At 65.4% G+C, this 21,161-nt stretch carries 19 protein-coding genes; 7 read left to right on the top strand and 12 right to left on the bottom strand.

Annotated features, from left to right (window positions below):
• Window positions 1-2: 2 nt before the first annotated feature.
• The 3 genes from N2602_RS21145 to gltX all read right to left on the bottom strand — a co-directional run bounded on the left by N2602_RS21145 (window position 3) and on the right by gltX (window position 4,226).
• A complete protein-coding gene (locus N2602_RS21145) occupies window positions 3-1,181 on the bottom strand; it encodes an ROK family transcriptional regulator (protein ID WP_260379305.1) in 1,179 nt (392 codons plus the stop codon).
• Window positions 1,182-1,352: 171 nt separating this feature from the next.
• The gene (gene gltA / locus N2602_RS21140; protein ID WP_260379304.1) at window positions 1,353-2,654 is read right to left on the bottom strand and encodes a citrate synthase; all 1,302 of its coding nucleotides are present in this window, start codon (window positions 2,652-2,654) and stop codon (window positions 1,353-1,355) included.
• 144 nt (window positions 2,655-2,798) lie between these two features.
• Complete coding sequence (gltX, locus tag N2602_RS21135) at window positions 2,799-4,226, bottom strand: glutamate--tRNA ligase (protein WP_175421768.1); 1,428 nt, start codon at window positions 4,224-4,226, stop codon at window positions 2,799-2,801.
• 155 nt (window positions 4,227-4,381) lie between these two features.
• On the opposite strand from gltX, the gene N2602_RS21130 reads away from it, so the two are divergent.
• From N2602_RS21130 to N2602_RS21115, 4 genes are all read left to right on the top strand, one after another.
• Window positions 4,382-6,058, top strand: coding sequence for a glutamine--tRNA ligase/YqeY domain fusion protein (locus tag N2602_RS21130; RefSeq protein WP_172783595.1), 1,677 nt, complete (start codon window positions 4,382-4,384; stop codon window positions 6,056-6,058).
• A gap of 9 nt (window positions 6,059-6,067) precedes the next feature.
• A complete protein-coding gene (locus N2602_RS21125; RefSeq protein WP_260379303.1) occupies window positions 6,068-6,454 on the top strand; it encodes a nuclear transport factor 2 family protein in 387 nt (128 codons plus the stop codon).
• Window positions 6,455-6,650: 196 nt separating this feature from the next.
• A complete protein-coding gene (locus N2602_RS21120) occupies window positions 6,651-6,884 on the top strand; it encodes a DUF2171 domain-containing protein (protein WP_172783597.1) in 234 nt (77 codons plus the stop codon).
• 96 nt (window positions 6,885-6,980) lie between these two features.
• Entirely contained in the window at window positions 6,981-9,260 is a 2,280-nt protein-coding gene (locus N2602_RS21115) for a ComEC/Rec2 family competence protein (RefSeq protein WP_260379302.1), read from the top strand.
• A 124-nt stretch (window positions 9,261-9,384) separates the two neighbouring features.
• On the opposite strand, the gene N2602_RS21110 is transcribed toward N2602_RS21115, so the two are convergent.
• The 3 genes from N2602_RS21110 to glp all read right to left on the bottom strand — a co-directional run bounded on the left by N2602_RS21110 (window position 9,385) and on the right by glp (window position 12,281).
• Window positions 9,385-9,819 carry a hypothetical protein gene (locus N2602_RS21110; RefSeq protein ID WP_172783599.1) on the bottom strand — a complete coding sequence of 145 codons (435 nt, stop codon included), beginning with the start codon at window positions 9,817-9,819 and terminating at the stop codon, window positions 9,385-9,387.
• Between the two features lie 375 nt (window positions 9,820-10,194).
• Complete coding sequence (gene lexA / locus N2602_RS21105; protein WP_036009965.1) at window positions 10,195-10,896, bottom strand: transcriptional repressor LexA; 702 nt, start codon at window positions 10,894-10,896, stop codon at window positions 10,195-10,197.
• Between the two features lie 176 nt (window positions 10,897-11,072).
• A complete protein-coding gene (gene glp / locus N2602_RS21100) occupies window positions 11,073-12,281 on the bottom strand; it encodes a gephyrin-like molybdotransferase Glp (RefSeq protein WP_260379301.1) in 1,209 nt (402 codons plus the stop codon).
• Window positions 12,282-12,413: 132 nt separating this feature from the next.
• Here glp and N2602_RS21095 point away from each other — a divergent pair, with 132 nt between their 5' ends.
• Together N2602_RS21095 and N2602_RS21090 are read left to right on the top strand one after the other, a co-directional pair.
• Complete coding sequence (locus N2602_RS21095) at window positions 12,414-12,641, top strand: hypothetical protein (RefSeq protein WP_172783601.1); 228 nt, start codon at window positions 12,414-12,416, stop codon at window positions 12,639-12,641.
• On the top strand, window positions 12,638-12,931 hold the full coding sequence (locus N2602_RS21090) for a type II toxin-antitoxin system RelE/ParE family toxin (RefSeq protein ID WP_172783602.1): 294 nt from the start codon (window positions 12,638-12,640) through the stop codon (window positions 12,929-12,931). Before N2602_RS21095 ends, N2602_RS21090 begins: the two co-directional genes overlap by 4 nt.
• Window positions 12,932-13,033: 102 nt before the next feature.
• On the opposite strand, the gene N2602_RS21085 is transcribed toward N2602_RS21090, so the two are convergent.
• The 3 genes from N2602_RS21085 to N2602_RS21075 all read right to left on the bottom strand — a co-directional run bounded on the left by N2602_RS21085 (window position 13,034) and on the right by N2602_RS21075 (window position 15,176).
• Window positions 13,034-13,237, bottom strand: coding sequence for a hypothetical protein (locus N2602_RS21085; RefSeq protein ID WP_128265692.1), 204 nt, complete (start codon window positions 13,235-13,237; stop codon window positions 13,034-13,036).
• Between the two features lie 157 nt (window positions 13,238-13,394).
• On the bottom strand, window positions 13,395-14,018 hold the full coding sequence (locus tag N2602_RS21080) for an HAD family phosphatase (RefSeq protein ID WP_260379300.1): 624 nt from the start codon (window positions 14,016-14,018) through the stop codon (window positions 13,395-13,397).
• Window positions 14,019-14,042: 24 nt separating this feature from the next.
• Window positions 14,043-15,176 (bottom strand): alpha-hydroxy acid oxidase, encoded by a 1,134-nt coding sequence (locus N2602_RS21075; RefSeq protein WP_172783604.1) that lies wholly within the window; start codon window positions 15,174-15,176, stop codon window positions 14,043-14,045.
• A gap of 305 nt (window positions 15,177-15,481) precedes the next feature.
• On the opposite strand from N2602_RS21075, the gene N2602_RS21070 reads away from it, so the two are divergent.
• Window positions 15,482-16,819 carry a S41 family peptidase gene (locus N2602_RS21070; protein ID WP_212257215.1) on the top strand — a complete coding sequence of 446 codons (1,338 nt, stop codon included), beginning with the start codon at window positions 15,482-15,484 and terminating at the stop codon, window positions 16,817-16,819.
• 81 nt (window positions 16,820-16,900) lie between these two features.
• Here the strand turns inward: N2602_RS21070 and N2602_RS21065 are convergent, their stop codons facing one another.
• The 3 genes from N2602_RS21065 to trpC all read right to left on the bottom strand — a co-directional run bounded on the left by N2602_RS21065 (window position 16,901) and on the right by trpC (window position 21,155).
• Complete coding sequence (locus tag N2602_RS21065) at window positions 16,901-19,633, bottom strand: EAL domain-containing protein (protein WP_260379299.1); 2,733 nt, start codon at window positions 19,631-19,633, stop codon at window positions 16,901-16,903.
• Window positions 19,634-19,798: 165 nt separating this feature from the next.
• Entirely contained in the window at window positions 19,799-20,332 is a 534-nt protein-coding gene (gene moaC / locus N2602_RS21060; protein ID WP_260379298.1) for a cyclic pyranopterin monophosphate synthase MoaC, read from the bottom strand.
• A 1-nt stretch (window position 20,333) separates the two neighbouring features.
• Window positions 20,334-21,155: an indole-3-glycerol phosphate synthase TrpC gene (gene trpC, locus N2602_RS21055; RefSeq protein WP_212257212.1), complete on the bottom strand. Its 822-nt coding sequence runs from the start codon at window positions 21,153-21,155 to the stop codon at window positions 20,334-20,336.
• Window positions 21,156-21,161 lie beyond the last annotated feature (6 nt).

The raw sequence follows: 21,161 nt of genomic DNA, 5'->3' as shown, positions 1-21,161 counted from the left end.
ATTCAGGCGGCCTCCGTCGATGCGGATGGCATGCCGCCAGATCTCGCCAGGCAGAACGCAGCGAAGGCGAGGGCGGCCTGCGGGTCGTTGCCCGTCGAGGGCGGCACAAAGGCGAGCGAGACCTGCGCCAATTTGCGTCCGCCCAGCAGGCAGGCGTCGATCCCGTCGATCACCGCCTTTCGCTCCTCCTCGGCGAGCAGCGATGGCCAGCCGCTGACGACGACGCCGCGGCATGGTTTGACGTTCAATGTGTTGCCGATGGCGAGGCCGAGCCGGAACAATCGCTGGCGCAATTCCTGACGCACCCTGGACGTGAGAGGAATTGCGGTCGCCCAATCAGGGCCGAGCTGAATCAATTCGGCTTCGGTCATATGCAGCAGCTCGGCCAGCGCCGGCAGCGACGTATAGGCTTCGACGCAGCCATGATGGCCGCAGCGGCAGCGGGGGCCGTCGGTTCCGAACACCATGTGGCCGAGCTCGACAGGGTCGAGCGCGTCATCGTCGCTGGGATCATCGACCCAGGCGCCAGCGACGCCCTGGCCGACGAACACGAATAGATGTGGATCGCTGAACGGATAGTCCTCGTTACGGCAACGATGAAAGGCGGCGTGGGCCACCACCGAATTGGTGAACGCAACGGGCACGCCGGCGAACATCTCGCCGAACATGCCGCTGATGCGTTCGACGTCACAGGGAATGATCGGATTGCCTGATACGCTGAGACGACCGAGGCCCGGAACGGTTACGCCGATCTGCGCGAGCCTGATGCGGCGGCGCCGTGTCCAGCCGTGCAGCAGGGCCAGCGCCTCGCGAAAGACATCGCCAACGGAGTCGATCGTCGGCTTCTTCGGTAGCGGCACGCGCTCGGTGTAATGCAGCTCGCCGGACAGACTGCCAACGCCGACGCTGAGCCATTGACCAGTCAGCTCCAGAGCCCCAAGCGCCACCGCGCTGTCGAGCGACACGAGGCCGGTCGGGCCGCCCACGTAAGGGGCAGGGCGCCGCACTTCCTCGATCAGGCCTTCGGCCTTCAGGTCGAGCAGGATGCGCGACAGGCTCGCTTCCGACAGGCGCACGGCCTTCGCCAGCGGCGGACGAAACGAGCCGCCCGACTGAAGCAGATGAGTCAAAATGGCAGCGCGCGTCTGCCGCCGACTTCTCGGCTGCTCCGGCATTTCCATCCCTGTCGTCATTCTTACTTAGTGTAAGAATTTGCGCGCGAAGCGTTTCGGCTGTCAAGCGCTGGCGAGCGCGATGATCCGACTTGTTGTTGTGCGTGGCAGCACGAAGAGCGCAAACGAAAACGGCGCCATCTTGCGATGGCGCCGCTTCGAAAGCCCGTGATGGCCCTGTTAGCGCTTGTCGATCGGAACGTAATCGCGCTTGGTGACGCCGGTGTAGAGCTGGCGCGGGCGACCGATCTTCTGCTGGGGATCCTCGATCATCTCGCTCCACTGGCTGATCCAGCCGACGGTGCGGGCGACCGCGAACAGCACCGTGAACATCGAGACCGGGAAGCCCATCGCCTTCAGCGTGATGCCCGAATAGAAGTCGACGTTCGGGTAGAGCTTGCGGTCGATGAAGTACTGGTCGCTGAGCGCGATCTTCTCGAGCTCCATCGCCACCTTCAGCATCGGATCGTCGCCATGGCCGGTCTCCTTGAGCACGGCATGACACATCTTCTGCATGATCTTGGCGCGCGGATCGTAGTTCTTGTAGACCCGGTGGCCGAAGCCCATCAGGCGGACTTCAGAGTTCTTGTCCTTCACCTTGGCGATGAACTCGGGGATCTTGTCGACCGTGCCGATCTGATAGAGCATGTTCAGCGCGGCCTCGTTGGCGCCGCCATGTGCGGGGCCCCAGAGGCAGGCGATGCCGGCCGCGATGCAGGCGAACGGGTTGGCGCCCGAGGAGCCGGCGATGCGCACCGTCGAGGTCGAGGCGTTCTGCTCGTGATCGGCGTGCAGGATGAAGATCTTCTCCAGCGCGTCGGCGAGCACCGGGCTGACCTTGTAGTCTTCGCAGGGCACCGCGAAGCACATGTTCAGGAAGTTCTCGGCAAAGCCGAGCGAGTTCTTGGGATAAACGAAGGGCTGGCCGACGGTGTATTTGTAGGCCATCGCCGCCAGCGTCGGGATCTTCGCGATCATGCGCATGGAGGCGATCATGCGCTGCTTCGGATCGTTGATGTCGGTGGAGTCGTGATAGAACGCGGCGAGGGCGCCGACGGCCGCAACCATGATCGCCATCGGATGGGCGTCGCGGCGGAAGCCCTGGAAGAAGCGGGCCATCTGCTCGTGCACCATCGTGTGATGGGTCACGCGGTAGTCGAAGTCCTTTTTCTGCGCGGGGGTCGGCAGGTCGCCGTAGAGCAGGAGGTAGCAGGTCTCCAGGAAGTCGCCGTGCTCGGCAAGCTGCTCGATCGGGTAGCCGCGGTATTCCAGCACGCCCGCGTCGCCGTCGATATAGGTGATCTTGGACTGGCAGCTCGCGGTCGAGGTGAAGCCCGGATCGTAGGTGAACAGGCCGGACTGGCCGTAAAGCTTGCCGATATCGATGACGTCAGGCCCGACGCTGCCGCTGAGGATCGGGAGATCGAAATTGTTGTTTCCGACCGTCAGCGTCGCGGTCTTTGGGCTTGGTTTTGCGTCCATCAGAGGTCCCCGATGTGTGGTGAAACGGGCCGGAGCCGGAGGCCCCCAGGGCGACCATGGGGGCAGGCCGGATGTTCCAGAATGTGGGGGAGATGGGTATATTATTGCTATGTGCGCTGCAAGATCGCCGCACGCATGGTCGACTTACGTCGTAGCCTGATCCTTGAGCCGGGCGAGGCTTTCCTGGCGGCCCAGCACGTCCAAAACCTCAAATATGCCGGGCGACGTCGTCCGCCCGGTGAGCGCCGCCCTGAGCGGCTGGGCGACCGCGCCGAGCTTGAGACTATTTTCCTCCGCAAAGGCGCGTAGCGCGGCCTCGGTGGTGGCGCCGCTCCACGTCTCGACTTTCTCCAGCGCGGAATGAAGCTGGCCGATCAGCTTGCGGTTCTCGGGCGTCAGCAGCGCCTCCGCCTTGGGATCGAGCGCCAGCGGCCGGTCGGCGAAGATGAAATGGGCGCCGTCGATCAGCTCGATCAACGTCTTGGCACGCTCCTTGAGGGCCGGCATGGCCTTGAGCAGCTGCGCGCGCGTGGTGTCGTTTAATTTGGCCTTAATCTCGTCGCGGCTCGGCACGATGTGGTCGAGCACGTCTTCGAACATCTTCACGAGTGATTGATCGTCGGCGTGACGGATGTAATGGCCGTTGAGGTTTTCCAGCTTGGCGAAATCGAAGCGGGCGGCGGCGCGGCCGACGCTGGCGAGATCGAACGCTTCGATCATCTCCTCGGTCGAGAAAATCTCCTGGTCGCCGTGGCTCCAGCCGAGCCGGACGAGGTAGTTGCGCAGCGCAGCCGGCAGGTAGCCCATGGCGCGGTAGGCATCGACGCCGAGCGCGCCGTGCCGCTTGGACAGTTTCGAGCCGTCCGGGCCGTGGATCAGGGGGATGTGGGACATGCTCGGCAGCGCCCAGCCCATCGCATCGTAGATCTGCTTCTGCCGGGCGGCGTTGATCAGGTGGTCGTCGCCGCGGATCACGTGGGTGACGCCCATGTCGTGGTCGTCGACCACCACCGCGAGCATATAGGTCGGGTTGCCGTCGCCGCGCAGCAGGACGAGATCGTCGAGGTTCTCGTTCTGCCAGACCACGCGGCCCTGGACCTGGTCCTCGATCACGGTCTCGCCGGTCTGCGGCGCGCGCAGACGGATGGTGGGCTTGACGTCGCTCGGAGCCGCCGCGGGGTCGCGGTCGCGCCACATGCCGTCATAGAGGCGGGTGCGCCCTTCCGCCCGCGCCTTCTCGCGCATGGCGGCGAGCTCCTCGGCGGTGGCGTAGCAGCGGTAGGCCTTGCCGTCGGCCAGCAGCTGCTCGGCGACCTCGCGGTGCCGGGCGGCGCGGGCGAACTGGTAGATGACCTCGCCGTCCCAGCCGAGCTCGAGCCACTTCAGCCCGTCGAGAATGGCGCCGATTGCCGCCTCCGTGGAGCGTTCGCGATCGGTGTCCTCGATCCGCAGCAGCATCTTGCCGCCGTGCTTCTTGGCAAAGAGCCAGTTGAACAGCGCCGTGCGGGCGCCCCCGATATGGAGGAAGCCGGTCGGCGAGGGAGCGAAGCGCGTGACGACGGAATCGGACATTCTTGGCAGGGCCTATGCATTGGAGGCGGTGGTGTATAGCAGGAACGGGACATAACTAAAGGGCGACGGCGGACCTGACAGGCCTTGCTTAAGCTCTTGGCGCGGCCACGCGAATTTGGCAGAAGAACCGCTGATTTCCCTACAGGATTTTCGTAATGACAGAACCGGTGGCAGCTGAGGTTGGGCGCGATTTCATTCGTGACATCATCCAGGCCGACCTCGACCAGGGCAAATACAAGGAGATCGTGACCCGGTTCCCGCCGGAGCCGAACGGCTATTTGCATATCGGCCACGCCAAGTCGATCGCACTCAACTTCGGCATCGCCCAGGAGTTTCCGGGCCGCTGCCACCTGCGCTTCGACGACACCAATCCGGTCAAGGAAGAGCAGGAATATATCGATTCCATCCAGGCCGACGTGCGCTGGCTCGGCTTCGACTGGGGCAAGAACCTCTTTTTCGCCTCGGACTATTTCGACCGCCTGTATGAATGGGCGGAGCAGCTGATCCGCGACGGCCTCGCTTATGTCGATGACCAGACCCAGGAGGAGATCCGCCTCTCGCGCGGCACGCTGACCGAGCCCGGCAAGAACTCGCCGTTCCGCGACCGCTCGGTGGAGGAGAATCTCGACCTGTTCCGCCGCATGAAGGCCGGCGAATTCCCCAACGGCGCGCGTGTGCTGCGGGCCAAGATCGACATGGCCGCGGGCAACATCAACCTGCGCGACCCCGTGCTGTACCGCATCCTGCATGCGCACCATCCGCGCACCGGCAACGCATGGTGCATTTATCCGAGCTACGACTATGCCCACGGCCAGTCGGACGCGATTGAAGGCATCACGCATTCGATCTGCACGCTGGAGTTCGAGGACCACCGGCCGCTCTACGACTGGTTCATCGAGAAGCTGCCGGTGCCGTCCAAGCCGCACCAGTACGAGTTCGCGCGCCTCAACCTGACCTACACGCTGCTGTCCAAGCGCGTGCTGACGCAGCTCGTCCGCGAGGGTCATGTCGCCGGCTGGGACGATCCGCGCATGCCGACCATGGCGGGCATGCGCCGCCGCGGCGTGCCGCCGGCCGCATTGCGCGAATTCGTCAAGCGCATCGGCGTCGCCAAGGCAAACAGCGTCGTCGATGTCGGCATGCTGGAGTTCTGCATCCGCGAGGAGCTGAACCGCACGGCGCAGCGGCGCATGGCAGTCTTGAGGCCGCTCAAGGTCGTGATCGAGAATTATCCGGAAGGACAGACCGAGGAGCTCGAGGCGATCAATCATCCGGACGACGCTAGCGCCGGCACGCGCAAGATCACGTTCGGCCGCGAGCTCTATATCGAGCAGGACGATTTCATGGAGAACCCGCCGAAGAAGTTCTTCCGCCTGTCGCCGGGCAACGAGGTGCGGCTGCGCTACGCCTATTTCGTCAAGTGCACCGGCGTGATCAAGAACGACCAGGGCGAGGTGGTGGAGCTGCGCTGCACCTATGATCCCGCGACCAAGGGCGGCAACGCGCCCGACGGCCGCAAGGTCAAGGCGACCATGCACTGGCTGCCGGCGGCGACGTCCAAGCCGGCGGAGATCCGCATCTACAACCAGCTGTTCGCCAATCCGAGCCCGGACGCTTCGAACTTCGCGGCCGATCTCAACCCGAACTCGCTCGAGATCCTCGCCGATGCGCGGGTCGAGGCGTCCGTTGCGGAGAGCAATTCGACCGAGCCGATGCAGTTCGAGCGCCAGGGCTATTTCGTCCGCGACAAGGACTCGACGCCGGGCAAGCCGGTGTTCTCGCGCACGATCGGCTTGCGCGATACGTTCGCCAAGGAAGTCGCGAAGGGCTGAGGCGAGGGCATGAGCAGCGAAGCCGACGCCATCGTTTCCGCCATCATCGCGAAATGGTGCGCCGGCTTCGCGACGCTCGATGCGGCCGCGCTGTCCTCGCTCTATGCGAGGAACGCGTTCTTCTTCGGCTCGAACCCAAAACTCTATCGGGGCAGGGACGGCGTTGCCGATTATTTCAACGGCCTGCCGCGCTGGCGCAGGCCGAGCGCGACCTTCTCCGACGTGTACGCCGCGCAGGCCGGCCCTGACCTGATCAACATGGCCGCGATCATCACGTTCGATCTCGCCGGCGAGCGGGACGATCTCGTCGTCAAGATGAGCTGGGTCATCATCCGCGAGGAAGGCGACTGGAAGATCGTCAATCACCACGCCTCGTCGCAGGCGCCGCTGATTTAACGGTCGTTCCATCAGTGTCGTCATTCCGGGGCGCGCCACTCGGCGCGAGCCCGGAATCCATACTCACGATGGTGGTTATGGAATCTCAGATGCGCAATTGCGCATCATAGCTCGCGACTTCGTCGCGCCCCGGAATGACGATTGAAACGAACGCGCGCCTGCCGCGTTGGCCGCGATCCCAACCAAGGATCCCGCCATGCAGAACATCGCAGAGCATATGGAAGTCATCGGCGCCGACGGTGTCCATGTCGGCACCGTCGACAGGGTAGAGGGCAACCGCATCAAGCTGACCAGGAAGGACAGCGGCGAGGGCAGCCACAAGGGCCACCATCATTTCATCGACAAGGGCCTCGTTGCCGATGTTGAAGGCAACAAGGTGCGGCTGTCCGCCAAGGCGGACGTCGCCGTGACGATGGAAGAGGAAAAGTAGGGCGCTCCGTCGCCCGTTCCCGATCTGTACCGCTATTCGCGCAGCCGCACGGTCCGGTAGCCTCCGCACCCGTCGCGTATCGCAAGGTGCAGGGGAATGGCGGAGCCGGGGCGGCCAGGACGCTCCCAGGGAGTTGCCGGGACGTGGCCGGTCGGCCGCGCCGCCCCGGCCGGCGGCTTTGCGCCGGCGGGGTTTGGCATCTGGCCGGCCATCGTCGAAACGCTGCGCCAGTGGGCGCGCGCCGAGGCCGGGCCAGGCCGGCTGTTGCCGTGGGTGCCCGTCGCCTTTGGCGGCGGCATCGCGCTCTACTTCGCCGCCGATCATGAGCCGGTGCTGTGGGTGGTTGCCGCGACGGCCATCGCGCTGATGCTCGGCGCGGTGCTGCTCCGGCGGCGCCGGCTGTTTGCGCCTGCCATCATGATCGCCGCAGTCGCCGCCGGATTTGCCATGGCGACCTGGAAGACGGCGCGCGTCGCCCATCCCGTGCTCGCCAAGCCGCTTTATTCGGTGTCGCTGTCGGGCTTCGTGGAAGCGCGCGACATCCGCGAGCGTACCGATCGCTTCGTGCTGCGCGTCAGCGCGATGGAGGCGCAGCGCAGCGACGTCAAGCTCGAGCGCGTCCGCCTCTCGGTGCGCAAGGGCACGGCGCCCGAAGTCGGCAGCTTCGTGCAATTGAAGGCGCGGCTGCTGCCGCCGATCTCGCCCGTGCGGCCCGGCAGCTATGATTTCTCGCGCGACATGTTCTTCCAGAGCATCGGTGCCTCCGGCTTCGTAATGGGCGCGATCACGGCGTCCAGGCCGCCGGATGCCGGCGGCCTGCGGCTGCGCTATGCCGCCTTCATGCAGGGCCTGCGCGATGCGATCGACGCGCGCATCCGCGCAACGCTCGAAGGCGACAACCGGGCGATCGCAACGGCGCTGCTCACGGGGCGGCGCGATGCGATCACCGCGCCGGTCAACGATGCCATGTTCGTCTCGGGGCTCGGCCATGTGCTGTCGATCTCCGGCTACCACATGGCGGTCGTCGCCGGCGTCGTCTTCTTCGCGGTGCGCGCGCTGCTGGCCTTGATCCCGGGGCTGGCGGCCGGCTTTGCCATCAAGAAATGGTCGGCGGCCGCTGCGCTGGTCGCGGCGGCGTTCTACCTGTTGCTGTCGGGCGCGGAAGTCGCGACGCAACGATCGTTCTTCATGACGGCAGTGGTGTTGATCGCCGTCATGGTCGATCGCCGCGCCATCACCTTCCGCACGCTGGCGGTGGCGGCGCTGATCGTGCTCGCGGTCGCGCCGGAGGCGCTGGTGCATCCGAGCTTCCAGATGTCGTTTGCGGCAACGCTCGGGCTGGTCGCGCTGGTGCAGATCGGCATGCCGAAGCTGCTCGCCTCACCCGATCATTCCGCGACGGCGCGGATCGCGCTGTGGGGCGGCCGCGAGATCGCGATGCTGTTCCTGGCCTCGCTGATCGCGGGGCTCGCGACCACGCCATATGCCGCCTTCCACTTCCATCGCGTGACGCCATACGGCGTCATCGCCAATCTCGGCGCCATGCCGGTGGTGTCGGCGCTGGTGATGCCGGCCGGGCTGCTCGGACTGCTCGCAGCGCCTTTCGGGCTCGACGGCGTGTTCTGGTGGTTGATGGGAATCGGCATCGAGTGGATGGTCCTGGTCGCGCGCTGGGTGGCGGCCCTGCCGGGCGCCGTCGGCCGCATTCCGGCGTTCGGGATCGCGCCGCTGATCGCGGCGAGCCTCGGGCTCATCGTGATGGGCCTGTTGCGCACGCCCTTGCGCTGGTCCGGCGCCCTGGTGCTGCTGGCGGCGATCCTCTGGGGGCTGTCGGTGCGCCAGCCTGATGTCCTGATTGCCGGGGATGGTGCGAGCGTCGCGGTCCGGGGCGCGGATGGGCGCTTGCAAGTGATCCGCGCCAGCAAGGACAGCTTCCTGCTGAAGGAGTGGCTGGCCGCCGATGCCGATCCGCGTGATGCCGGCAACGCCTCGTTGGCGAGCAGCGCGTCATGTGACGAGTCCGGTTGCGTGGCGCCGCTCGCGGACGGACGGCTGATCGCGTTGGCGACGCGCATCGACGCGCTGGCCGATGATTGCAGCCGCGCCGCGCTGGTGGTGACGGCGCGGCCCGCGCCGCCCGACTGCGCGGCGATGGTCGTCGATCGGGCGCGTCTTGCCAGTCAGGGCGCGCTGGCTCTGACGCGAAGCGGAGAGGGTTTTTCGGTGCAGGCGGTGAGGGCGAGAGGGGCAAGCCGTCCTTGGCTGCCGGCCGGCGCCGGCGAGGGGGATTTCGACGGCAGCCTCGTGCCGAAGACGGCCGTGCCTCGCAACCGGGACGCAACGCCATCGGAGGCCGACTTGCAGGCCGACGATTGAAGATCGATGCGGGGAAAATCGGTCCGACGGGATCCCGCAGGACGCAAACCATACCATCTCGCCGGCCGCGGCCGGCGATGGCATTTGAATTTGGCCCTCGACTTTTCGGTCGGGGCCGACGGCGTCAGCCGATCGGCAGGCGCGTGATCGTGGGCCGCGTGTCGGCGACGATCTGCGGCTTGTGCTCGCGCTCGATGGCTTGCTGCGTCACCGGCAATTGCAGCACGGTCGCGCGCTGGCCTTCGACGAGCTGCGTCACCAGCACGTACTTGCCGTCCGGAAATTCGATCGCGTCATGATGGCGATCGGGAATGTGCGGGTCGATCTTGCCGAACTTGCCGACGCGGGAGTTGACGGTTCGCGTCCAGATCCAGCGGTTGTCATAGCGGACGTTATCGGCGAAAGCGAGCTCCGTTCCCGGCAGCAGACAGACCGCGACGGAGAGATCGGCTTCGGAGGCGAAGCCGCGCGTCGAGGTGCCGCGGAAGGTTGTCGTGACGATCGTCTCGCCAACTTCGGCGGGGCGCGTCGCGACGGCATGCAGGCTATAGTCACACATCGGGTGCTCCTCATACTGGGATAGCGACCCGCGTCTCTTTCGAGGCGCAGGCCTCTATCAGAGTGGAAGCCTCCAACGCTCTGCTCGGTTATGGGCAAATCTGCGGCTCGCATCCGCAGCACGCGATCACATTATCTTTCCCGGATTCGATAGGAACAAACCTCGCGTCCTTGCATTTGGCCCGCACTATCGGCGCTGTCGGCACAACTCTACCGGCGGAGCGAAATGGCCGCGTGTCCGCATGGGCGAGTGTCGCGCGGGAAGAGGCGCCGAACAGTCAGCGCAGAACCAGAAAGACCATCCAGCCGGAGCGGACAAGTATCCGCTCCAATCTTGGATCGACGATCGAAGCGCGCGTAGCGCTTACTTCCGGTATCAGTACTTCCGGTAAAGCCCGATCAGCTTGCCCTGGATCTTCACGCGGTTCGGCGGAAGAATGCGGACCTCGTAGGCGGCATTGGCGGGCTCGAGCGCGATCGAGGCGCCGCGGCGGCGGAAGCGCTTGAGCGTGGCCTCCTCGTCATCGATCAGCGCCACCACGATGTCGCCGGTATTGGCGGTCTCGTTGCGCTGGATCAGCGCCATGTCGCCGTCGAGGATGCCGGCCTCGACCATCGAATCGCCGCGCACCTCGAGCGCGTAGTGCTCGCCGGAGCCGAGCATGTCCGGCGGGACGCTGATGGTGTGGCTGCGGGTCTGCAGCGCCTCGATCGGCGTGCCGGCCGCGATGCGGCCCATCACGGGCACCGCGACGGGGCGCTCGCCCTCATCCGCGGGCGGGCTGGAGCTCGCGCGCACCTTGCCGAGATTGCCCTCGATGACGCTCGGGGTGAAGCCGCGGCGATTGCCGGCTGCGGCCTGGAGCTCGGGCAGCTTGATCACCTCGATGGCACGGGCGCGGTTGGGCAGGCGGCGAATGAAGCCGCGCTCCTCGAGCGCAGTGATCAGGCGATGAATGCCTGACTTCGAGCGCAGGTCGAGCGCATCCTTCATCTCGTCGAAGGACGGCGGCACGCCGCTTTCCTTCAGACGTTCGCTGATGAACCGCAGAAGCTCGTATTGTTTGCGCGTCAACATCTCGACCAAAGTCCCCCGGTTGATGTCGTTCGATTCCGAGACGATGAAGTCGGCAATAAGCCGCTACATCCTCGAAACAAATCATGAACGGACACTATATGTTCGATATGTGTTCCGCAACTGCTTAATTTATAGTGAACGCGGCCAAACTCGCGGAATGCGTGTGGCTCGGCAGCTCAGACGGGCAGCCGCAGCACCTCGCAAGGCGTGCCGGCCTCGGCCTTCGGCGCGAACGGTGCGCGCACGAGAAGTACCTGTGCCGCAGCGAGATTCGCAAGCAGGGAGGAGTCCTGGTGGCTGACGGGAAGGGCGACGCGCGTGCCGTCGTCGCGCACCTCCAGCCGCGCACGCAGATAATCCTCGCGCTGATCGTTGGCGCCGAGGTCGCGGCCCAGCACGGCGCGCTCGCGCTGATGATGAATCACTGAACCGCCCGACAGGGCCCGAATCAAGGGCACCATGAACAGGAAGGCGCACACGTATGACGACACGGGATTGCCGGGCAGGCCGATCACGCGCATCGCGCCGAGGCGACCATGCATCATCGGCTTGCCGGGCCGGATCGCGATCTTCCAGAACGCCATCGCGATGCCTTCGCCCTTGAGCGCCTGCTGGACCAGATCGTGGTCGCCGACCGACGCACCGCCGGTCGTGACCAGGATGTCGGCACCGCTCTCGCGCGCGCGGCGTATGCCGGCGGACGTGGACTCCAGCGTATCGGCGGCAATTCCGAGGTCGATGGTCTCGGCGCCCTCGCTGCGGGCAAGGGCGTGCAGGGCATAGCCATTGGAATAGACGATCTGACCGGGACCAGGCGCGGTGCCCGGCATGACCAGCTCGTCGCCGGTGGCGAGAATCGCGACTCTCGGGCGGCGGATAACGCCGAGATGAGGATGATTCATTCCGGCGGCGAGGGCGAGATCGCGCTCGGTGAGACGGATTCCCTTGCGCAGCAGCACGTCGCCTTCGCGGAAGTCCACCCCCGCAGGGCGGATGTGCCGGCCGCAAATTGCGGCTTCCTTGATCGTGACATGCGTGCCGTCGGCAATTGTGTCCTCCTGGATCACGACGGCATCGGCGCCGTCGGGAACGACGCCGCCGGTGAAGATCCGCACGGCTTCGCCGGGGCCGACCCTTCCCGCGAACGGCCGACCCGCCGCGACCTCACCGACGACGGTCAGCCTGGACTCGATGGCCGCGTCGGACGCGCGCACGGCATAGCCGTCCATCGCCGACATCGCCTCCGGCGGCTGCGTGCGCCGCGCCGCGACATCGCGTGCGAGCACACGATGGTGGGCCTCGTCGAGGCAAACCATCTCTTCAGCCAGCGGCTCGGCGCCGGCTAGCACCGCGGCGAGTGCGTCAGAAACCGGCATCAGGGCCACGGGCGAACTCCGCAACAAATCAGGACTCGGTCGGCAAGTTCTAGCTGAGCGGAGGGACTGAAGCAAAAAGGCCTCCCTGGCCAGCAAGAAGCCACACTTCCTTTCGGTCTCGGGTCGGCTTATCTTCTGTCCATGACAAAACTGCTCGAAAAGGCGCTCAAGGCCGTGCGGCAGCTTCCTGCGGATAGCCAGGACGAGATCGCGCGCGCCATGTTGGCTTTGAGCGACGGCGGAGAGGAGGCTGAGGAAATGGATCCCGGCCACCTTGCGGCGGTCCTGGAGGGGCTTACACAAGCGAACCTCCGGCAATTTGCGTCTGACGCCGAGATCGAAGCAGCCTTTCGCCGCTTCGAGCGATGAGGCTCAGATTTACGCAACGCGCGGCCAAGGATCTGATTGAGATTGCCGACTACGTCAGGGAGCACAGCCCGCAAGGTGCATTGCGCGTGCGCGCTGCGATTCTTGAATCGCTTCAAAATCTCGTTCGCTTTCCACGGCTTGGAAGACCGCAGAAGGTCGAGGGCGTACGCAAGCTGGTAACGCGGCGGTACCCTTATCTGGTCTACTACCGGCTGGAAGTAGAGGCTGGCGAAATCGTCATTCTCGCGATCAAGCATCCCGCGCAGGAACGCGAACACTCGGATATTTGAGCTGGCTCAACTCCGCCGCGGCATGATGCGGAAGACGAGGCAGACCGGAACGAGGATAGCCATGGCGAGGACGAGAATGACGAGCGCCACGGCCAACATCGGTCAACGCTCCGTCGGATCGCCCGGACTGAAATCCGCGACGTCGGGCGCCTTGGGGCCCTGATCCTTGTCGGGCAGCGGATCGGCCTGGGATTTCAGGTCGGCGGCCTTGCTGATCAGTTTGGCGGAGAGGTCAGAATCCGAGGTGGTTCTGGCGAATTCGAGCAGGAGAGAAGCCTGCTTGGTGAGATAGGTCTTGCCCAGCACGTCGATCAGTCCAATGTAGAAGGCCCAACGGACTCATGAGTCCGAAGGGTGGCATTCCGTTCCCGGAACTCTGTATAAAAATGCACAAAGTGATTGGGTTCCTCATTCCCTGCAGATTTAGCGCCTGGAACTGAGCACGCTCCGGGCTTCCTGCGGCTCAGATCCCCAGCGCTTTCAATGCGTTCCCGACGTCACGCGGCGAGGTGACATGCACGGCGGTCAAGCCACGTGCCCGCGCTCCCTCGACGTTCTCGGCGAGGTCATCGAAGAAGACGATGCGCTCGGCCGGCGCGCCGATCGCCGTGACGACATGGTCGAAGGCCTCGGCATCCGGCTTGCGCAGGCCGATGCTGGAGGACAGATACAGCTCGCGGAAATGGCCGAGCAGACCGGCATATTCCTTCGAGAAATAGTCGACGTGCGGCCGATTGGTGTTGGAGAAGGCGTAGAGCGGCATCCGCTTCGCCGCGCGCGGCAACAGTTCGGCGATATCGGGCATCTCACCGGCGAAGATCGCGTTCCAGCCTTCCAGGAACTGCGCATCCGAGATACCGATCCCGAGCGAGGATCGGAGCGAGGCGAAATAGTCCGCGTCGCTGATCTTGCCCATCTCGTGCAGGCGGTAGGCCTCGTCGCGCACATAGCGCGCGATGATGGCCTCGGGCTGGCAGCCGGCATGTCCCGCCCAGCAGGCGATCGCCTTCGAGAAGTCGATGTCGAGCACCACGCGCCCGAGGTCGAACAGCAGCGCATCCGCGCTGCCGGGAGAGAGCGATGTCATTGCGTCCTTTTCACTTCAGTATGCTCAGTAACGATAGGGATCGTGGTCGAACAGCGGGAACGCGCTGAACACGCTGGGCGCGTTGGTGGCGGTCGCCGGATGCAGGCAGGACTTGTCGATCTCGGCGAATGAGGTGGCGCCCAGGAGGCCGAGGCAGCGCAGCACCTCGTCTTCGAGCAGCTCCAGCATCCGCGCGACACCGGCTTCGCCAGCTGCGGCCAGCGCCCAGCATTGCAGCCGGCCGATGCCGACGAGGTCGGCGCCCGCCGCGATCGCCTTGACGATGTCGGTGCCCCGGCAGAAGCCGCCGTCGACCATGATCTTCGCGCGGCCCTTCACGGCGTCGACGATCTCCGGCAGGACGTGCATGGCACCGCGGCCGTGGTCGAGCTGGCGGCCGCCATGATTGGAGACGTAGATCCATTCGACGCCGTGATCGAGCGCGATCTGTGCGTCCTCGGCGGTGGCGATGCCCTTGAGGATCAGCGGAATTTTGAACTTGTCCTTGATCATCTTCACGGTCCGCCACTCCAGGCCCTTCTGGAAATCGCCGCCGGTGGCGCGCAGGCGGCTTTCGCGAACGTAGCGCTTGGCGATGTCACGTTCACGACGGCTGTAATGGGCGGTGTCGACGGTCAGGCAGAAGGCGGCATAAGCGTTCTTCTCGGCCCGGCTGACGACGTCGGCGACGAAGGCATCGTCGCCGCGGACATAGAGCTGATAGAGACGCAGTGCATCAGGGGCAGCCTCGGCGGTCTTCTCGAGACCGGGCTCGGACACCGAGCTCAGCATGTGCGCCGCGCCGAACGTGCCTGCAGCGCGCGCGACGCTCGCCGCGCCGTCCGGATCGAAGATCTCGAGTGCGCCGACGGGAGCCAGCACCACCGGCAGCCGCACCTTGCGGCCGAACTGCTCGACGCTGCCATCGACCTTGCGCACGTCGCGCAGCACGCGCGGGCGGAAGGCGATCTCGTCGAGCGCCATGCGGTTGCGCCGCATCGTGGTCTCGGTCTCGGCGGCGCCGACGATGTAGTCCCAGGCATTCTGGTTGAGGTTGGCGCGCGCCTTCCGGACGAACTCGTGCAGGTTCTGGAACGGCTCGTCGCTGGCACCGAGCTCGACGTTCCGTTCCGGCCGGATGCGGGGCGCTTCATTCATTGTTGTCCTCCCGAGAATTTGAAGTCTTATCGCCATCGCCTATCGCGTCCGGCCCTCCAAAACCATCCTAAAATCGCATAGCTGCGAGGCGTGGGCGGCCCGACCGCTGTCGTCTTGCGTCGAAACAGTTTCGGAACGTTGCCAAAAGTTTAGGCCAAGGCGAAGGGATTTCTTCGGTCGACCCGCCTGTGTGGCGTCCCGGCCTTGAAGAAACCAGAATGGTATTGTGAGAGATGGGCTGGATCGCCATTTGCATGGTGCGTCCCAGCCTCAAGAGAACCGCCCAGCAAAAGGCACCCTCATCCATGCGGAAATCCCTGCTGTTCCCCCTGGGCGCGCTCACCGGAGCGTGTCTGACCCTTCTGGTAGCCAGCCCGCAGGGCGGCGTATGGGCGGCGCGGGCGGCAGTGAGCGCGGATGATGCCTATGCCCAACTCAATCTGTTCGGCGCGGTGTTCGAGCGGGTCAAGGCCAGCTATGTCGAGAAGCCCGACAATGCCAAGCTGATCGAGGGTGCGATCACCGGCATGGTGACCTCGCTCGACCCGCATTCGCGCTACATGAATGCCAAGGCCTGGACCGAGATGCAGGAGACCACCTCCGGCGAGTTCGGCGGCCTTGGTATCGAGGTCACGATGGAGGATGGCCTCGTCAAGGTCGTCTCGCCGATCGACGACACGCCGGCTTCGAAGGCCGGCATCATGTCCGGCGACCTCATCAGCAAGATCGACGGCGAGGCCGTGCAGGGCATGACGCTCGAGCAGGCGGTCAACAAGATGAAGGGACCGGTCGACACCAAGACCAAGCTCACCATCATCCGCAAGGGCGCGGATGCGCCGCTCGACGTCGCGATCACGCGTGAGATCATCCATGTGCGCCCGGTGCGCTTCCACGTCGAGAACGGCGATATCGGCTATATCCGCATCACCTCGTTCAACGAGCAGACCACCGACGGTCTGAAGAAGGCGATCGCCTCGGTCTCCAAGCAGGTCCCGCAGGAGAAACTCGCCGGCTATGTGGTGGACCTGCGCAACAATCCGGGCGGCCTGCTCGACCAGGCCGTGTCGGTGTCGAGCGCCTTCCTGCAGCGCGGCGAGGTCGTCTCGACCCGCGGCCGCTCTCCGGAAGAGACGCAGCGCTTCACCGCCCATGGCGGCGACCTCACCAAGGGCAAGCCGCTGGTGGTGCTGGTCAACGGCGGCTCGGCCTCGGCCTCCGAGATCGTCGCTGGCGCACTGCATGATCACAAGCGCGCGACGATCATTGGCACGCGCTCGTTCGGCAAGGGCTCGGTGCAGACCATCATTCCGCTCGGCGCCGACCACGGCGCGCTGGCGCTGACCACGGCGCGCTACTACACGCCGTCGGGCCGCTCGATCCAGGCCCAGGGCATCGCGCCCGACATCGAGATCCTGCAGGACGTGCCGCCCGAGCTGAAGGGACGGATGGACACCATGGCGGAGTCCCAGATGCGCGGCCATCTGTCGGCCGCCGACGGCAGCGAGCAGACCGGATCGCAGTCCTACGTTCCGCCGGAAGAGAAGGACGACAAGGCCCTGCACGCGGCCTACGATTTCCTCCATGGCGTCACCGCAAATGCCGTCGCCGCCAAGCCTGCGACCAAGGCTGCAGTGCCGAACTAGACCTTACGAGCTCCGGATCATGATTGCCCGGAAGCGGATGACCGCTTCCGGGCGATTTCGTTTGGAGGCCGTTTCGAAGACCTAGCCGACCTCGCGGCGGCGGCTCTCGCTGCCTTCGCGCTGGGCGAGCCGGCTGCGGTGCAGCGCGAACAGCTCCAGCATCTTGCCGGCGGGCTTGGCGGCGCTGAACAGGTAGCCCTGCATCTCGGAGCAGCCGAGCGTGCGCAGCAGACGCTGCTGCTCCTCGGTCTCGACGCCCTCGGCCGTCGTGGTCATGCGGCGGGCGGTCGCCAGGTTGACGACAGCCTGAACGATGCTGGCGGAGCCGTCGGGGCGGGCGATGTCCTCGACGAAGCAGCGGTCGATCTTGATCTTGTCGAACGGGAAGCGGTGCAGATAGCTCAGCGACGAGTAGCCGGTGCCGAAATCGTCGAGTGCGATGCGTATGCCGATGGCGCGGAGCTGGTGCAGGATCGCGAGCGCGGCATCGTCGTCGCGGATCAGGACCGCCTCGGTGATCTCGAGCTCGAGCCGGCTCGCCGGCAGGTTCGACGCGGCGAGCGCCGCCATGATCTTCAGCGCCAGCGTGCCGCTCTTGAACTGCACCGGCGAGACGTTGACGGCGAGGCGGATGTCGTCGGGCCAGCTTGCCGCATCCCGGCACGCGGTCGCCAGCACCCATTCGCCGATCTCGTTGATCAGGCCGGTGTCTTCGGCGATCGGGATGAAATCGGCCGGTGAGACCCAGCCGCGCTCGGGATGGCGCCAGCGCACCAACGCCTCGCAGCCGGTGATGCGGTCGTCCTTCAGGCCGAGGCAGGGCTGGTAATAGACCTCGAGCCCGCCTTCGCGACCTCCTTGCGCGATGGCGTGGCGCAGGTCGCCCTCGAGCTGGCGGCGTTCGCGGACCTTGGCGTCCATGTCCGGCTCGAAGAAGCGGTAGGTGTGGCGTCCGGCGGACTTGGCCGCGTACATTGCCATGTCCGCATTCTTCAGGATCTGGTCGAGCGCCGTGCCGTGCTCCGGCGCGAGCGCGATACCGATGCTGGCGTCGCTGGTGAGATGATGGCCCATGCAGTCGAAAGGTGTGCGGATGGTGTCGAAGACGCGCGCGACGAGCTCGTTGACCTGATCCAACGACGTCACCGCGCCCTGCACGATGGCAAATTCGTCGCCGCCGAGTCGTGCCACGAAGTCCTCCGGACCCGCACAGCGGCGGAGGTTCGCCGCGATCGATTTCAACAGCTCGTCGCCGACGAGATGGCCGAGCGCGTCGTTGACGCCCTTGAACTCGTCGATGTCGATGTAATGGACCGCGATCTGCTCGCCGTCGCCGACCGCGGCCAGCTCTTGCCGCAGATGCTCGTGGAACATGGCGCGGTTGGGCAGGTCGGTCAGCGCGTCGTAATGGGCGAGGTGGGTGATGCGCTCCTCGATGCGACGGCGCTCCGTGACGTCCTCATGGGTCACCACCCAGCCGCCATCCGCGAGCGGTTCGTTGAGGATGTGGATCGAGCGGCCATCGGCGGTATCGACCACCATGGAGTTGCGAAGATGGATGTCCTTCAGGACGCGCGCGACGTAGCCGTCGACGTCGCCGGTGAACGAGCCGGTTGTCTTGCGATGGGCGATGATGTCGCGGAAGCTTGAGCCGGGCTTCACGACCTCGGCCGACAAACCGTACATCTCGATGTAGCGCTGGTTGCAGACGATGAGCCGCTGCCCGGCGTCGAACAGCAGGAGGCCCTGCGTCATGTTGTTGACGGCGCGGTCCAGCCGCTGCTTTTCCAGCGTCAGCCGTTCGCGCGAAAGGCGGTGCTGCTCCAGCAGCTTGCGCACGACGGCAATCAGCACGCCTGCAATCGCGAGCGCGGAAGAGGCCGCGACCGAGATCAGAATGCCGATCTGCTCGCGCCAATCCGCCAGGGCCGCCGCGCGCGTGGTGGTGGCCATCATCAGGATCGGGAAGTGGGGCAGGGCATGGGAGGAGATCAGCCGGTCCTCACCGTCGATGGGGCTGTTGACGCGGCCGGCGAAATGATCGAGGCCGAACACCCTCTGATGCTCGAAAAGACCGGTCTTGAAGTTTCGTCCCATCAATTCGCCGGAATGCGGATAGCGGGCGAGCAGCGTGCCGTCGCGATGCAGCATCGAGATCGTCGCGCCTTCGCCGAGCACGACGGAGGCGAAGAATTTCTCGAAATTGGCGGGCTCGATGCCGCGTCCGACCATACCGAGGAACTCGCCGCGTGGTCCGACGACCCTCCGCGCCACCAGAATGGTCCATGCGCCGGAGATGCGGCTGTGCAGCGGCTCGATCAGGACATCAGGCGCATAGGGATCGTACTTGAAGGTGCGGAAGTAGGCGCGATCGGCAACATTCACCTTTGGGGCCGGCCATGCCGTCGACGAATTGATCAGATTGCCTTCGGCATCGATGATGTTGACGCCGCCCATATAGGGCAGCGCCTCGATCTTCGACCGCAGCATCCGGTGCACGTCCTCGCCGGAGAGGCGCTTGCGATAGTCCTCTCCGGTCGCAATTCCGGTGGTGCGGACGTGGTCGACGAAATCCTTCTGGATGACCGCGAAGTCCTGCAATTGCTGATCGAAATGATGAGCGAGCAGCAGCACGGTGTTTTCCAGCTCGCGGCTGGAATTGCGCAGCGCCCGCTCCCGGAAGTTCTGCGCCATCAGCACCGAGCCTATGGCGATTGCCGCGATCAGCAGCGTGCCGCCCACCACCAGCCAGCGGATCGGTCCGCTGCGCACGAAGACCTGGTCAAAGAGACGACTGCCGAATTTCATCTTCATGCTTGATCGTTGCCGCGCACACGTCAGGATCAATTCATGAGCCTGAGAACACCCGTTGGTTTACGGGGACGGTGTGGAGGTTAAGTTAGGAAGCGCGGTTAACGAGACGTGAACGGTCGCGCGCAAAAGCAATCCATGCGCGCGGCGCGTTAAAGCAAGCCCGCTTCAGACGCGGTAATGGCCCGATTTGCCGCCGAGCTTCTCGACGAGATGGATGCCCTCGATGCGCACGCCGCGCTCGACCGCCTTGATCATGTCGTAGATGGTGAGGCAGGCGACCGACACCGCCGTGAGCGCCTCCATCTCGACGCCGGTCGGTCCCGTCACCTTCACGCTGGCCCGCACCACGCAGCCCGGCAGCTTTGCGTCAGGCTCGATGTCGACAATGACCTTCGACAGCGCGAGCGGATGACAGAGCGGGATCAGCTCCGAGGTGCGCTTGGCGGCCATGATGCCGGCGATGCGCGCGGTGCCGAGCACGTCGCCTTTCTTGGCGTTGCCGGACACGATCAGATCGAGCGTCGTCCTGGTCATGACGACGCGTCCCTCGGCGACCGCAAGCCGCTCTGTCGCGGGCTTGTCCGAGACGTCGACCATCCGCGCCTCGCCGGAGGCGCCGATATGGGTGAGGGCGGGGCCGGCCTTGGCTTTGGCCTGCTTCGTCTTGGCTGACCTGGTCTTTGCTGGCTTGCGCGCCATCTCAGCGCGTGCCCGCCGCGCGCGCCGTCGCCTCGCGCGCGAGCAGCGCGCGCGTCGCCGCCGTGACGTCGGCCTGCCGCATCAGGCTCTCGCCGACCAGGAACGTCGACATGCCGACGCGCTCCAGCCGGGCGAGGTCTTCTTGCGTGAAGATACCACTCTCGCCTACCATCAGCCGATCCGCGGGGATCAGCGGCGCCAGCGCCTCGCTGGTCGCCAGCGTGGTCTCGAAGGTACGCAAATTGCGGTTGTTGACGCCGATCATCGGCGACCGCAACTTCAGCGCCCGGTCGAGCTCGGTACGGTCGTGGATCTCAATCAAGACGTCCATGCCATGGGCGATGGCGGCGTCCTCGAGCTCCCTGGCGGCGGCGTCATCGAGCGCCGCCATGATGATCAGGATGCAGTCGGCGCCGTGTGCGCGCGCCTCGACCACCTGGTAGGGATCGAACAAGAAATCCTTGCGCAGCACGGGGAGCGAGGTTGCTTCGCGCGCGGCCACCATGAAGTCGAGATGGCCCTGGAACGAGGGCGTATCGGTCAACACCGACAGGCAGGCTGCGCCGCCCGCCTCATAGGCCTTTGCGAGTGCCGGCGGGTCGAAATCGGCGCGAATGAGACCCTTGGAGGGCGAGGCCTTCTTGATCTCGGCGATCAGCGCGTAGCCGCCCTTGGCGTGCTTGGCCTTGATCGCGCGCAGGAAACCGCGCGGCTCGGAGGCGGCCTTGGCTTGCGCCTCGACCGTGGAGAGCGGACGCGCGCGCTTCGCCGCCGCGATCTCCTCGCGCTTGTAGGTCTCGATCTTGGTCAGGATGTCAGACATGCGGGA

Source organism: Bradyrhizobium sp. NC92, from assembly GCF_025200865.1.
Taxonomy (GTDB): domain Bacteria; phylum Pseudomonadota; class Alphaproteobacteria; order Rhizobiales; family Xanthobacteraceae; genus Bradyrhizobium.
This window is presented reverse-complemented; position numbering and strand designations above follow the sequence as displayed.